Here is a 13,607-nt window from a genome sequence, read left to right as displayed (position 1 = left end):
CAGAGCCGCGATGCGATTCCCCTCCGCCTTGCGGGGAGGGGGTGGGGGTAATCCAGAGACTAATCGAAAGCTCCCGCGTGGCGGCCCCCACCCGGCGCTCCGCGCCACCCTCCCCGCAAGGGGGAGGGGTATTCCTTTGCGACAAACTACTTCGCCAGCTCGTCCTTCACCTTCGCAGCAAGCTGCGGCAGCGAGAACGGCTTCGGCAGGAATGCGAAATCGTCCGAGCCCATCGTCTCGCGGAAAGCTTCATTCGGATAACCCGAGACGAAGATCACCTTGATCGACGGATTGCGCTTCCTGAGTTCCTTGAAGAGCGCCGGACCGTCCATCTCCGGCATCACGACGTCGGACACGACGATGTCGATCTCGCCTTCGTTGGCGGCCATCAGCTCGAGAGCCTCCAAGCCATCGGCGGCTTCGATCACCTGATAGCCCTGCCGCCGTAGCGCCCGCGTTGCGAAGTGCCGGACATCCGGTTCGTCCTCGACGAGAAGCACGCGGCCCGTGCCCGTAAGATCCGTTGCCGTAAGCTGCTTCTTGGCGGCGGCGATCGTTTGCGGAAGAACTGTTTCGACGTCCTCGCCGTCTTCGACGAAGTAACGCGGCAGGAACACCTTGAATGTCGTGCCCTTGCCGATCTCGCTCTCGGGCTGAATGAAACCGCCCGACTGCTTGACGATGCCGTAGACCGACGCGAGCCCGAGACCCGTGCCTTTGCCGACGCCCTTCGTGGTGAAGAACGGCTCGAAGATTTTCTCCATCACCTCCGGCGCCATGCCGGTGCCGGTGTCCGCAACTTCGATCACGACGTATTCGCCGGGAGTGAAGCCCGGAACGCCGCTCATCTTCTGGCTTTCGCGCTCAGGCACGTTGCGCGTCTTGATCGTCAACTTGCCGCCGTTCGGCATGGCATCGCGCGCATTGCGGACGAGGTTCAAGACGACTTGATAGAGCTGATTGCTGTCGGCCTTCACGTACCAAAGATCACGCTCGGCCTGGATCTTCAGATCGATTTTCTCGCCGACCTGCGTTTTGAGCACGGGCATCATCTCTGACGTCACGTCGCCAACATCGACGACCGTCACCTGCTGCGTCTGCTTGCGCGAGAAGCCGAGAAGACCGGCGACGAGGCTCGCAGCGCGGTTCGCCGCCGACTGGATGTTCTTGATGTCCCGATACGCCGCATCGCTCGGCCGGTGCGTTTGCAGCAGCAGATCCGAGAAGCCGATGATCGCCGTCAGCACGTTGTTGAAGTCGTGTGCGATACCGCCGGCGAGGTTGCCGACCGCTTCCATCTTCTGAGCCTGCGCGACGCGGCCTTCGAGCACCTTCTGCTCGGTCGCGTCCATCACATAGAGCGCGGCTGCAGCTCCGCCTTGCACGGCGGCGAGCGGCGACATGTAGATGCGGCGCGTGAATTCGCGTTGTGCGCCGGCCGTGATTTCGATCGGCTGAATGTTGCCGCGGCCGGTGAGAGCTTCGCCAAGTCCCGCTTCGATGCGCAGACGCTCTTCGGGGTCCGCGGTGCGGCACAGCGCTTCCGCCGCGAGCACATCCTGCGCCGGCTTGCCGTCGAGAACCATCCGCATGAAGGCCGTGTTGCAATTGGCGATCCGGCCTTCCGCATCGAGCGCGGCAATGCCGAACGGCGCCGATTGGAAGAATTGCGACGCGCGCACATCCTGCTGTCCGCGATCGACGAGGCCTGCCGTCTGCCGGTTGATCGCCGTGATCGTGAAGCCGAGTTCGGACTGATCGCCGACCGGCTCGACGAGCAACGTGAGGGCGACGATGCGGCCGTCCTGCCGGGTCAAATCAAGATCGATGACGCGCTGATCGGCTTCCGGAATGGTCGCCATCAGCTTGAGAAGACGGAGACCCTCAGTGCCCGCGAGTTCCGCGAGGCCGAGATTGCGCACGCGCAACGCGCCCGCCGGATAGCCGAGCCACTGTTCGAACGCGGCGTTGACATGAAGGATCGCGCCACCGACGGACGAAACCCACATGAAACCGGCCGGCATGGCGTCGAACGCCGCGAGAGAAGCCTCGAGTTTCTCGATGCGCTGAGCCTCGCGGCTCTTTTCGCTCGAAACATCGGTAATCTGCCACGAGACCAGTCGTTGACGCGGCGAGACATCCTCGGATGATTGATCGGACGTCGCGAACGGACGCACGCTGATGCGAACCCAAGACGGGCGGCCCGCAACGCTCGGGCGCAGTCGAACATCTTCGCGCCGCGCCTCGCCCCGCTCCGCTGCCCGCGTCAGCTGGAAATAGGCCTGCGTTCCCTCCGCATCGCCCGTGAGCAAAGTCTCAAGCGCCGAAAAGGGCCCCGCCTCATGTCGTCCGAGAATGCGCTCGACGGCAGCGTTCGCGTAAAGAACCGTGCCGTCGGGATTGGCGATGATGTGCGGCTCGTCGTGAGCGTCGATCGCAGCCTTGAGGAAGTCAGAGGGCGTCGCGCGTGCCCCGAGCCTGATATGCCCGGCCGCGATGCCGAAAAGCATGAAAACGCCGAACATCGCCAAAAGCGCGATGACCGTCAAAAGCAACGGCTCGCCCGAGCCACTCGCCAGCAGCCCGAACAAAACTGAGCCACCCGCAGCGGCGACAATGATAATAGGGAGGAAACCGCCGAACCCTTCCGCTGAGTTCAGCGGATCGATCGGGGCGGCATCGATCCTCAACGCCTCGCGATCCTTCATGGACAGAGAATCTAGCTGATTCTCGAAAATCGAGACGTCGGACTGGGGCATGGACATGGAACTCAAACGCAACTGCAACTGTGCCGCAACGGTGCGGCGCTTTTCGCTTGCATAAGACTTCGCTTAAGAGAGTTAACATGCAGTCAACTCGGGGCTATCGAAGCCTTGAAGTTCGAAAGATATCGGCACAACCGGTAACCCGGCGGCGAGGCAGAAATGGAAACCTACGTTTTTTGGACGTTCTTGCTGGCCGTTATCGCCCTCCTCTGCGCGGGAGCGGCCGTGTTCGTCCGCGCCTACCTTACAGGAACTGCGCCGTCGGCCTTTTTGTTTCGGCAGAAAGGGGAGCGCCGCCTTGACGTTGTAGATCAAGCCAGCGTCGATAGCCGCCGTAAACTCGTGCTCATCCGGCGGGATGACGTCGAGCATTTGGTAATGATTGGTGGCCCCGTCGATCTCGTCATCGAGTCGGGAATCAATTCATCTAGCGGGCGTCCGGCAACCGAAGCGCCGAGCGAAGCGGTGGCGGCGCCCGTGCGCCGGACACCGTTTTTCAACCGCAGCCCGGAACCCGCGGATCACTCCGCTCCGCCGCCCAAACTTTAATTTCAATTAGCGCGACTGCTCGACGTCGCCGAAATCGGCCATCGTGAGCTTGCTGAGATCGAGCCGCCGCGTTTCGCTTGCGACCGGACCGCTGACCGCCTTGGCGCCGTTGGTAACGAGACTAGCTGTCGATATCTTCCAGCTGCCCGGATTGGCGACGCGCAACGGGTGAGCCGCAACGGGAACTTTCAAGGGCTCGGCCTCTGCGCGATTGAAATGCGGAAGGCCGCCTGTCGCGGCCGCGATAACAGCGGACAACACGAAAGTGATACGAGCGCTCACGACGCAACCTCATCCAGACGCCTGCACGGCATGACGAGATTGAATGTGAGCCGAAACCTTTAACGAGCCGTGAAGGATCGTCCGCTTTCGATACGGCTCAGCCGGTCGCCGGCCTTATTCCTCGCGATAGACCTTCTCGCGCCGCTCGTGACGCTCCTGAGCTTCGACCGACAGCGTTGCGATCGGGCGCGCATCGAGGCGCTTCAGGCCGATCGGCTCGCCGGTATCCTCGCAATAGCCATACGAGCCGTCCTCGATCCGGCCCAGCGCCGCTTCGATCTTGGAAATGAGCTTGCGTTGGCGATCGCGCGTCCTGAGCTCCGTGGCCCGATCCGTCTCCGACGTGGCGCGATCGGCAAGGTCCGCGTGCTGAGTGGAATCCTCATGCAAAATCGCCAGCGTCTCTCGTGTCTGACGAAGGATCTCATCCTTCCATTCGAGCAGGCGCTTACGGAAATAAGCCTTGTGCATGTCATTCATGAAAGGCTCATTCTCCGAAGGCTTGTAGCCCGGCGGGAGAACGATATCTGCAATCTTAACACGTGCAGCCATCTTGGTGCTTGTACCCTCTGACTTTTTCGCCGCTGCCGGCTTTGCGGCAGCCAATGTTCGTGCAGGCGCACTCGCCTGGCTCGGCTTCGGCGGCGCCGGCTTACTAACGGGCGGAGCGGTGATCCCCGTCGGAACCTTGGTCTGTGTCACTTTAGCAGCGGTCTTTGCCGCTTTGGCCTTTGACGTATCGGGCTTTTTAGCCTGAGCCGCCTTTCCAGCGCTCGCTAAAATTTTGTCATTCTTCGACGGGGGCCCGGCTTTCGCAACGGGCTTCTTGGCGACCGTCTTAGGCTTCGCCGTCTTCGTTCCGGTTGCCTTGCTCATCGTCCGCCTCTCCAGAGGCTGCGTTCGCTCGAGCCGATAGTCCTCCGCCAAAAAAAAGTCGACCCTGACTCGGCCTCTTTCGGCCGCCCCTTATCTATGGGTGAGGCCCTCCGAGTCAAGCTCGCTACGAAGCCGTACTAAATTTGACAGATATAGCTTTACTTCAACAATTACAGACACTTATACTGAAGCGACGAATTCCTCAGCTCGCAGCCTTTAACAGATCCTTGCCGAGGAGTGCGCTTCAGTCACCTTGCCCCCCGCTTCTCAGGCCCCCTACACACCCTCATGAACTTCGAAGGCACCTCCTCCTACGTCGCCACGCCCGACCTCAAGATCGCGGTCAACGCCGCGATCCGGCTTGAGCGGCCGCTCCTCATCAAGGGCGAGCCCGGCACGGGTAAATCGGTCCTCGCGACTGAGGTCGCGAAGGCCCTCGATGCCCCGTTGATCGAGTGGCACATCAAATCGACGACGAAAGCGCAGCAAGGCCTTTACGAATATGATGCCGTTTCGCGATTGCGAGATGGTCAGCTCGGCGATGAGCGCGTCAAGAATATCGCCAACTATATCAAACGCGGCAAGCTGTGGGACGCATTCGAAGCGCCGAAACGCAGTGTGCTGCTGATCGACGAAATCGACAAGGCCGACATCGAATTCCCCAACGATCTTCTGCAAGAACTCGATCGCATGGAATTCTTCGTCTACGAGACGGGCGAGACGATCAAGGCCAAGACGCGTCCCGTAGTGCTCATCACCTCGAACAACGAGAAAGAGCTGCCGGACGCATTTCTCCGCCGCTGCTTCTTTCATTTCATCAAGTTCCCCGACGCCGAGACGATGCGCCGGATCGTTGATGTGCATTTCCCGGGCCTGAAAAACCGTCTCGTCAGCGACGCCTTGCGGGTTTTCTACGAACTTCGCGACGTTCCGGGCCTGAAGAAAAAGCCTTCTACATCTGAGCTTCTCGACTGGTTGAAGCTCCTCTTGCATGAGGACATCGACCCTGCGTTACTGAACGAGAAAGATCCGAGAAAGCTCGTTCCGCCGCTCGCCGGCGCCTTGATCAAGAATGAGCAGGATACTCATCTCCTGGAACGCCTTGCGTTCATGACGCGCCGCCGCAACGAGTAGATTAACGGCAGCCGAACGCTTAACTTCAATTACCCCTCACACTGAGAGTTCGCCCTTAACGCAGGATTCACGACCTTTTCTATTGCCTTGATTTCTCTTTCCGGTTGCGCCCCAATGAATGCGCAGCACGCAAATGCTTGCTATAAAAAAATGGAAGCGCATGAAAGGGAGAAGTCAAAATGAGGAAAGTTCTCGTCGCCTTGAGTGTGATTAGTGCTCTCGGACTTATTGCCTGCGACAATTCCAAGGAAAAAGCCGAGGCCGACAAGGCTGCGACCGAAGCGAAGGCTGCTGCTGACAAAGCCGCTGCTGACACGAAGGCGGCTGCCGAAAAGACTGCAGAAGACGCCAAGGCCGCAGCCGATAAAGCCGCCGCCGATGCGAAGGCTGCCGCCGACAAGGCGACCGAGCCCGCCAAGCCTAATCCGTAATGCGCAATCGCTCGCGGGCAGCACCACCCCGCGAGCGACTAGGCAAAATGGATGAATACGCAAGTCATTCAAGGCAACGTTACGCGGCTGACGCAATGCAGCGATCCAGCCGCTTTCTGAAGGATCCAATTATCGAAAATGCCGTGCGACGCGCGTATTTGTCGCGAACGGTAACCACCATTGCGAGCCCTTGTGGCCATATAGGTTTTGGGAGGCCAATCCATTACGATTGGCGCAGTCGCAGAAGCGGCCGCGTCTCCGCATCCGGCGGAGCGGGACGGCGTCGCACTTTTCATCCCTCGTCAGCAGCCCGGACGGCCGTGCGAGAACCGTTGGATAATTCCTATGTGTGGCATTTTCGGAATAATCGACCTTAAGGGCAGGCGCTCCGTTCCGCTGTCCGTTTTGAAACGCGCAGCCGACGCGATGGTGCATCGCGGCCCCGACGAAGACGGCTACCTGCAGCGTCCCGGATTTGGATTTGCTTCCCGCCGTCTCAGCATCGTCGGCCTCGCCGACGGCCAGCAGCCCGTCTTCAACGAAGACAAGCAGATCACGGCGATCTTCAACGGCGAGATTTTCGATCACGACGATTGGCGCCAGGATCTGAGAACCCGCGGCCACGTTTTGAAGACGCACTGCGATACCGAAATTTTCCCGCACATGTGGGAAGAGTTCGCAGAAGACATGTTCGCTAAGCTCAACGGCCAGTTCGCCGTTGCCCTCGCCGATGAGCGCAAGCAGAAATTCATCCTAGCGCGCGACCGCTTCGGCATCTGCCCTCTCTTCTGGACACGCACGACACGGTTCGGCAGCGACTGGCTGATCTTCGGTTCCGAAATCAAGACGATCCTCGCGACCGGAATGGTCGAGCCGAAACCCGACCGGCGCGGCGTCGATGCGGTCTTTAATTTCTTGGCTGTGCCGGGACCGTTCAGCTGCTTCGAAGGCATCAACATTCTGCCTCCGGGCAAATTCTTGACGATCTCGCGCGGCCGCAGCGGCGAAGACGCAACGATCAGCGAGCGCACCTATTGGGAAATGGATTTCCCTGCTGCGGGCCAAGAGGCACGCGGACAGAACGAGAAGAAACTCGTCGATGAATTCGAAAGCGTTCTCTACGAGGCTGTGAAGCGGCGGCTGCGCGCTGACGTTCCCGTCGCCTCCTACCTCTCGGGCGGCGTCGACTCGAGCACCGTCGTCGCGATGGCGAAGGATATTCTCGGCGCCGCACCGGCAACATTCACCGTCAAGATCCGCGACCCGAAGCTCGACGAAACCGAGCAGGCGGCAATCATCTCGAAGCACCTTTCCGCCGATCCCTACATCGTGCCTTGCGGATCGGACGACATCGTCGCGAACTACCAGAAATTGCTCGTCGCCACAGAAGCTCCCGTGACGGACACGTCCTGCACCTCGCTGATGATGCTCGCCGGCAAGGTGCACGAAAAGGGTTTCAAAGTCGCGCTGACGGGCGAAGGCTCCGACGAATGGCTCGCCGGCTACCCTTGGTACAAGTTCGATCGCGTCTTCGATTGGATGGGCAAAGCGTCGGGAGGCGTCGCGTCGTCCCTCGCCGAGAAATTCTTATACCGCTGGCTCGGCTGCAACGATGAGACCATCGCTTATTTCGTCCGCAACGCAGAGTCGTCAGGCGGCATGCACGCGTTCCAGCGATTCTACAGTCTTCTCGGAGCGTCGCGTTCCCGTTTCTACAGCCAGAGCATGCTCGCCAAATTGGGCAACCACGATCCCTACGCGGCAATCGAGCCCGACATATCGCGCGCGAAGACCTGGGATCCGGTCAATCGCGGCGTCTACTGGGCCGGAAAAATCCATCTGCCCGGACAGCTTCTGAGTCTCAAGGGCGATCGCATCGCCATGAGCCAGTCCGTCGAGATGCGCTATCCGTTCCTCGACAACAATGTCTTCGATTTCCTTGCCGCCATCGATCCGAAGTGGAAGTTCAAGGGCCTCACCGAGAAGTATCTGCTTCGCCGCGTCGCCGAAAAATGGCTGCCGAAAGAGATCGCGTGGCGGCCGAAAGGCATGTTCCGCGCGCCGCTCGACGGCTTCTTCCTGCAGCAGCGGCTGCCATACGTCGACGAACTCTTGAGCGATGCCTCGATCAAGAAGGCCGGATATTTCGATCCTGAAGCTGTGCGCGAGTGGCGCGGGAAATATCAGGAGCTGTCGCCCTGGGGTTATCAACGCAGCTCCGCCGAGCTTGGCCTCGTTGCGGTGCTCGCAACGCAGCTCTGGCACCACACCTACATCGACCCGACGCTCGCCAATCTTCCGGGCTGGCGGACGATCGCAGGTGTCCCAACCACTGAGCCCCGCGATCTCGACTTCGCCGAGAGCGTGCCAGCCCTCGCGAGCTGACACGTCTCGGGAAGTGAATGTTCCGCCTAGCGCTGTTCGCGCGGCGCGTAGCCCGCGGTCATGATCGCGATCGCGGACGCGACATTCTTTTCGATCTCGTCACGCGTCGGCGGCGAGGTGATCGCACCATAAAGCCGTGGGCGGATAATCGAGGCCTGTATCAGTTCCAAGAACTGCGTGGCAGCGAAATAGGTGTCTGCAATCTCGAGCCGCCCCGCCGCAACGTGATGATCGAGAAATTTGCCAAGTGCGGCTGAGACCCGCTTCGGTCCACGTTCGAAGAACTCGGTCCCGACTTCGGGCATCCGTTCAGCGACACCGATGACGATCCGATGCGCGGCGACGACGAACGGCTCCGATAAGATCGTCAACACCTCGGTGCCGAATTCCGTCAGAACGGATTCAAATGGCTTCTCGGTATCGAGCAACGAGAGGATCTCGGAGATGTTGCGATCGCGCCGCTCGGCGCAGATCGCGGTGAAGAGATGCTCCTTGTCCTGGAAATAGACGTAGAGCGTCGCCTTTGAGACGCGCGCTTCGCGAGCGACGTCGCTCATGCTCGAAGCATCGAAACCCGTGGTCGAAAATATTCGGCCTGCGCCCTCCAAAATTTGGCGGCGCTTTTGCGGATCGGTTCCCGCTGCAGGGCGACCGCCGCGCCGGTCTTCTCTCGCTGGTTCTGGGGTCAAATGCGCAGCTTCCATGTTTGTCATCCTTATACGTTCCGAACTCGCGGTTCAGCACTCATACAATAAATCGAACCAAACGGTTCAGTTTCATCTTGATAATCACCCATCTGCGTTGTATGTCAAGTCATCAACTGAACCGGTCGGTTTAATTCCGCGGTTTAAAGGGAATTGGGTGTTATGGGTGGGAATTCGAGTGGTCGTCTGGCGCTGCGCCCCAGACCGAATGAGATCGGAGACACCGCATCGGACGGCGAGGAACGGCCGCGCTTAGGCTCCAACCCGAGCGCGCTTGCCCAGACGCAAGCGGCCAAAGCCGAAACCGCGCAGAAGCCGGAGCAACCCCACGCACGCGAATCGAAATCCGAGACCACGGCGGCGTCCGGCACCTCGAAGCCGGCATCCCGCCGCAAGCCGGTATTCCTCGGCGTCGGCGCGCTCGCCCTCATGGGCCTCACCTACTTCGCTTATGAATACATCACCGTCGGCCGCTTCCTCGTCTCGACGGACGATGCTTACGTCGGCGCCTACATGGCGATCATTTCGCCGAAGATCCCGGCCATCGTTGCGGAAGTGCCCGTCGTCGACAATCAGCAGGTAAAGGAAGGCCAGACACTCGTACGGCTGGACGACGGCGACTATCGCTTGGCGCTCGAGCAGGCCCAATCGAAGCTCGCGACACAGCTCGCAGCAATCAAAACCTTCGATGCGCAGATAAAAGCGGCGGAAGCTTCCGGCGAACAAGCCCGCGCGCAACTCGACTCCGCCAAAGCCAACGTCGTCAAAACCGTCGCTGACTTCAAGCGCACGGACGCATTGACCGCCAAGGATTACGCAACGAAAGCATCGCTCGACGCCACCATCGCCGCGCGCGATTCCGCCTACGCTCAAGTGAAAGCCAACGAAGCAGCAATTCAATCCGCCGACGCCAACGTCGCTCTCCTCCACGCCCAGCGCGATCAGGCGGAAAAGGTCGCGAAGGAATTGCAGGTCGCAGTCGACCAGGCCGCGCGCGATCTCTCCTTCACCGTCATCCGCGCGCCGTTCGATGGCGTCATCGGCAATCGCGGCGTCCAGGTCGGTGATTACGTAACGCCGGGCAAACGCCTCGCCGCGGTCGTGCCGCTCGACAAAGTCTTCGTCGATGCGAACTTCAAGGAAACGCAGCTTCCCGAAATCGTCCCGGGCCAAACCGCGACGGTACGCGTCGACGCCTTGAACGGCGAATCCCTGAAGGGCACCGTCGAAGGCGTCTCGCCCGCATCGGGCTCCCAGTTCTCGCTGCTGCCACCTGAAAACGCCACGGGCAACTTCACGAAGATCGTGCAGCGCGTACCCGTTCGCATCACCATTCCCGCGGCGACCGCGCACAACAAATTGCGCCCCGGTCTCTCCGTCGTCGTCAGCGTGGATACGCGGACGACGCCGAAAGACGCCGGTCCCGATCAAGCCGCGCTGCGATAGCTGCCCGCGAAAGGCGGCACTAAGCCATGGCCGAATTGACCAAATTGCCTGACGAAGCTCAGAAGCTCGAATGGATCGGCGTCACGCCGCGCCAGCTCGCGGGCTTCCTCGCCATGGTCTTCGGCATGTTCATGGCGATACTCGACATTCAGATCGTCTCGGCGTCGCTGACGGAAATCCAGGCGGGCCTCTCGGCAAGCTCTGACGAGATTCCGTGGGTCCAGACGGCATATCTCATCGCCGAAGTCGTGATGATCCCGCTATCAGGCTTCCTCGCACGCGCCCTCTCGACGCGGGTGCTCTTCTTTTCAGCCGCCGTCGGCTTCACGGCCGCGAGCGCCCTCTGCGCCACCGCGACGACGATCGACCAGATGATCCTCTACCGCGCGATCCAAGGGTTCATCGGCGGCGGCATGATCCCGAGCGTCTTCGCCGTCGCCTTCACGCTGTTTCCGCCGTCGAAGCGCAACATCGTCTCCCCCATCATCGGCCTTGTCGCGACGCTGGCGCCGACGATCGGACCGACGGTCGGCGGCTATCTCACCGACGCCTTCTCATGGCACTGGCTGTTCCTCATCAACGTCGTGCCCGGCATCCTCGTCGCCATCGCCGTCTACTTCCTCGTCGACTTCGACAAGCCGAATTTTGCCCTCTTCGACCGCTTCGACTACGTCGGCCTCATCGCGATGGCGATGTTTCTCGGCTCGCTCGAATACGTGCTGGAGGAAGGCCCCCGTTATGACTGGTTCGACGATCAGACCATCGCCATCTTCGGCGTTCTGACCGTCATCGGCGCCATCGTCTTCTTCTGGCGCGCCATGACCGCGAAAGACCCGATTGTCGAACTCAGGGCTTTCAAGAATAGGAACTTCGCGTTCGGTTCGGCTTTCAGCTTCACGATGGGCATAGGCCTCTATGGTCTGACCTACGTCTATCCCGTGTACCTCGCCCAGATCCGCGGCTACAGCTCCCTGATGATCGGCGAGACGATGTTCGTCACCGGCGTCGCAATGTTTCTGACCGCGCCGATCAGCGGACGCCTCTCGAGCATCCTCGATCCACGCGTCATGATGTTGATCGGCTTCATCGGCTTTGCGAGCGGAACCTATATCGCGAGCGGCATCACCTCGGACTGGGATTTCTGGGAGTTGCTACTTCCGCAGGTCCTGCGCGGTTCCTCGCTCATGCTGTGCATGGTGCCGATCAACAACCTCTCGCTCGGCACCCTGCCGCCCGACCAGCTGAAGAACGCCTCCGGCCTCTTCAACCTGACGCGCAACCTCGGCGGCGCTGTCGGCCTGGCGATCATCAATACACTCCTGAACAAGCGCCTCGACCTGCATCTCGCACGCTTGCACGAGCAGGTCTCGTGGGGACATCCCATCGCCGAAGACCGTCTCGCGGGAATGCAACAGACATTCACGAACGCAATGCAGGCCGACGGCGACATGGCGGCGCTGAAGAAGCTCGCGATGATGGTGCGCATGCAGGCGAATGTTCTGTCGTTTGCCGATCTCTTCCTGGTGCTGACTGTACTATTCGCGTCTGCCGCGCTCTTCACGCTGCTCATGCGAAAACCCGAAGCGGTCCCTGCCGGCGCCGCAGGTCACTGAAGAACAGTGACGATCCGCCGAACCGGTCACGCTCGCCGCGTGCCGTCGGTAAGAAGCGAAAGTGCCCAGAAGAACAGGCCGCCGATCGCAAGCGCCACGCCGACCCACCCGGTCGACGTCCAGCCATAGCCACCCGCGATGGCCATGCCGCCAAGCCACGGGCCGAGGGCATTCGCCATGTTGAACGCGCTGTGATTGAGAGCGGCGGCGAGCGTCTGCGCTTCGCCGGCGACGTCCATCAAGCGTGTCTGCAGCGCGGTTCCTAGACCGCCTCCGCAGCCGATCATGAATACCACCAGCGTCACCGCGTAGATGTTGCCGGCCGCAAATGGGAAGAGCGCCAGCGACACCAAACTCCAAAGCAACAGCCCACCGACCGTGGGCATCAAGGCCCGATCCGCGAGCCGGCCGGTGACGTACGTGCCGACTGTCATGCCCGCGCCGAAGAAGACGAGCACGATCGGCACCACGTAGGAAGGCACGTGTGTAACGTCCGTCAGTGTCGACGAGAGATACGAATAGACGGCGAACATGCCGCCGAAGCCGATGGCGCCGATTGCAAGGGTTAGCCACACCTGCGACCGCTTCAGCGCGCCAAGCTCGCGCAACATGCTGGCTTCCTTGGTCGGCTGGTCTGCCGGCACGTAGAACCAAATGAGCGAAACCGTCAGAGCTGCCAGAACGCCGACGATCGCAAAACCCGAACGCCAGCCGAGCGCCTGCCCGATCCACGTCGCCACGGGAACACCGATCACCGTCGCAATCGTAAGACCGATAAGCACGCGGCCAACCGCCTGCGACCGGGCGTTCGCTGGAACGAGCGACGCCGCAACGAGCATCGCGACACCGAAGTAAGCGCCGTGCGGAATGCCGCTCAAAAAGCGAAAGGCGACCATCGAGCCATACGTCGGCGAAAGCGCTGTCATCACGTTGAAGACGGCGAAGACCATCATCAACGTCAGAAGCAACATCCGCCGCGACCATTTCGCAGCGAGCACCGCGATGACCGGCGCTCCGACAACAACGCCGAGCGCATACGCACTGATGGCGTATCCGGCATGAGGCTCGGAAATTCCGAACGTCGCCGCGAAATACGGCAACAGGCTCATCGCCGCGAACTCGGTCGTGCCGATTGCGAAGCCGCCCATCGCCAGCGCGAAATGTACGAGGTTGACCTGACGGGGGGTTAGCTTCGTGCGCGTTGTCTGCACGCTGTCAAAAGCGTCCGCCCTCACGTCCATGCGCACCTCTTCTTGCTGCCGAGCTTCGCCGCACCGCACAAGAGCGAGGGCCTGAGTAACTAACGGCATATGTTACGGAATTTGTTTCACGTCGAGAGCCGAGCCATCGCCATTTTGCAACTGCGAACTGTCACAGGCTCATAGCTGGGCCCCGATCCCTCGTGATTGCGCACGTGCGCCC

11 protein-coding genes are annotated in these 13,607 nt (G+C 60.8%); 6 read left to right on the top strand and 5 right to left on the bottom strand.

What is annotated here, in order from left to right:
• Positions 1 to 146 precede the first annotated feature (146 nt).
• Positions 147 to 2,759, bottom strand: a complete 2,613-nt coding sequence (locus BM399_RS05720; protein WP_092865364.1) for a hybrid sensor histidine kinase/response regulator — start codon at positions 2,757 to 2,759, stop codon at positions 147 to 149.
• Positions 2,760 to 2,924: 165 nt separating this feature from the next.
• Here BM399_RS05720 and BM399_RS05715 point away from each other — a divergent pair, with 165 nt between their 5' ends.
• The gene (locus BM399_RS05715) at positions 2,925 to 3,314 is read left to right on the top strand and encodes a flagellar biosynthetic protein FliO (protein ID WP_092865361.1); all 390 of its coding nucleotides are present in this window, start codon (positions 2,925 to 2,927) and stop codon (positions 3,312 to 3,314) included.
• A gap of 6 nt (positions 3,315 to 3,320) precedes the next feature.
• Here the strand turns inward: BM399_RS05715 and BM399_RS05710 are convergent, their stop codons facing one another.
• Together BM399_RS05710 and dksA are read right to left on the bottom strand one after the other, a co-directional pair.
• A complete protein-coding gene (locus BM399_RS05710) occupies positions 3,321 to 3,596 on the bottom strand; it encodes a hypothetical protein (protein ID WP_092865359.1) in 276 nt (91 codons plus the stop codon).
• Positions 3,597 to 3,710: 114 nt separating this feature from the next.
• Positions 3,711 to 4,148 (bottom strand): RNA polymerase-binding protein DksA, encoded by a 438-nt coding sequence (gene dksA / locus BM399_RS21345; protein ID WP_244531134.1) that lies wholly within the window; start codon positions 4,146 to 4,148, stop codon positions 3,711 to 3,713.
• A gap of 612 nt (positions 4,149 to 4,760) precedes the next feature.
• Between dksA and BM399_RS05700 the strand changes: the two genes are divergently transcribed.
• The 3 genes from BM399_RS05700 (at position 4,761) to asnB (ending at position 8,422) form a co-directional block, all read left to right on the top strand.
• Positions 4,761 to 5,606, top strand: coding sequence for an AAA family ATPase (locus BM399_RS05700; RefSeq protein ID WP_092865355.1), 846 nt, complete (start codon positions 4,761 to 4,763; stop codon positions 5,604 to 5,606).
• Positions 5,607 to 5,785: 179 nt separating this feature from the next.
• Complete coding sequence (locus tag BM399_RS21080) at positions 5,786 to 6,037, top strand: hypothetical protein (protein ID WP_092865353.1); 252 nt, start codon at positions 5,786 to 5,788, stop codon at positions 6,035 to 6,037.
• Between the two features lie 345 nt (positions 6,038 to 6,382).
• Positions 6,383 to 8,422 carry an asparagine synthase (glutamine-hydrolyzing) gene (asnB, locus tag BM399_RS05690; protein WP_092866405.1) on the top strand — a complete coding sequence of 680 codons (2,040 nt, stop codon included), beginning with the start codon at positions 6,383 to 6,385 and terminating at the stop codon, positions 8,420 to 8,422.
• 26 nt (positions 8,423 to 8,448) lie between these two features.
• Here asnB and BM399_RS05685 read toward each other — a convergent pair whose 3' ends face one another.
• Positions 8,449 to 9,030 (bottom strand): TetR/AcrR family transcriptional regulator, encoded by a 582-nt coding sequence (locus tag BM399_RS05685; protein ID WP_425284066.1) that lies wholly within the window; start codon positions 9,028 to 9,030, stop codon positions 8,449 to 8,451.
• 249 nt (positions 9,031 to 9,279) lie between these two features.
• Between BM399_RS05685 and BM399_RS05680 the strand changes: the two genes are divergently transcribed.
• Both BM399_RS05680 and BM399_RS05675 read left to right on the top strand, forming a co-directional pair.
• The gene (locus BM399_RS05680; RefSeq protein WP_425284055.1) at positions 9,280 to 10,572 is read left to right on the top strand and encodes an HlyD family secretion protein; all 1,293 of its coding nucleotides are present in this window, start codon (positions 9,280 to 9,282) and stop codon (positions 10,570 to 10,572) included.
• A gap of 26 nt (positions 10,573 to 10,598) precedes the next feature.
• Complete coding sequence (locus tag BM399_RS05675; RefSeq protein WP_092865347.1) at positions 10,599 to 12,185, top strand: DHA2 family efflux MFS transporter permease subunit; 1,587 nt, start codon at positions 10,599 to 10,601, stop codon at positions 12,183 to 12,185.
• Between the two features lie 26 nt (positions 12,186 to 12,211).
• Here BM399_RS05675 and BM399_RS05670 read toward each other — a convergent pair whose 3' ends face one another.
• Positions 12,212 to 13,426 (bottom strand): MFS transporter, encoded by a 1,215-nt coding sequence (locus BM399_RS05670; protein WP_092866399.1) that lies wholly within the window; start codon positions 13,424 to 13,426, stop codon positions 12,212 to 12,214.
• Positions 13,427 to 13,607: the final 181 nt, after the last annotated feature.

Source organism: Hyphomicrobium facile, from assembly GCF_900116175.1.
Taxonomy (GTDB): domain Bacteria; phylum Pseudomonadota; class Alphaproteobacteria; order Rhizobiales; family Hyphomicrobiaceae; genus Hyphomicrobium_B; species Hyphomicrobium_B facile.
The sequence above is the reverse complement of the archived record's forward strand: the minus strand, read 5'-3'. Positions and strand labels throughout refer to the sequence as shown.

Coding starts and splice junctions, on each gene's coding strand:
- BM399_RS05720 (WP_092865364.1), bottom strand. CDS start 2,759: ATGCCCCAGTCCGACGTCTCGATTTTCGAGAATCAGCTAGATTCTCTG.
- BM399_RS21080 (WP_092865353.1), top strand. CDS start 5,786: ATGAGGAAAGTTCTCGTCGCCTTGAGTGTGATTAGTGCTCTCGGACTT.
- asnB (WP_092866405.1), top strand. CDS start 6,383: ATGTGTGGCATTTTCGGAATAATCGACCTTAAGGGCAGGCGCTCCGTT.
- BM399_RS05670 (WP_092866399.1), bottom strand. CDS start 13,426: ATGGACGTGAGGGCGGACGCTTTTGACAGCGTGCAGACAACGCGCACG.
- BM399_RS05715 (WP_092865361.1), top strand. CDS start 2,925: ATGGAAACCTACGTTTTTTGGACGTTCTTGCTGGCCGTTATCGCCCTC.
- BM399_RS05700 (WP_092865355.1), top strand. CDS start 4,761: ATGAACTTCGAAGGCACCTCCTCCTACGTCGCCACGCCCGACCTCAAG.
- dksA (WP_244531134.1), bottom strand. CDS start 4,148: ATGGCTGCACGTGTTAAGATTGCAGATATCGTTCTCCCGCCGGGCTAC.
- BM399_RS05675 (WP_092865347.1), top strand. CDS start 10,599: ATGGCCGAATTGACCAAATTGCCTGACGAAGCTCAGAAGCTCGAATGG.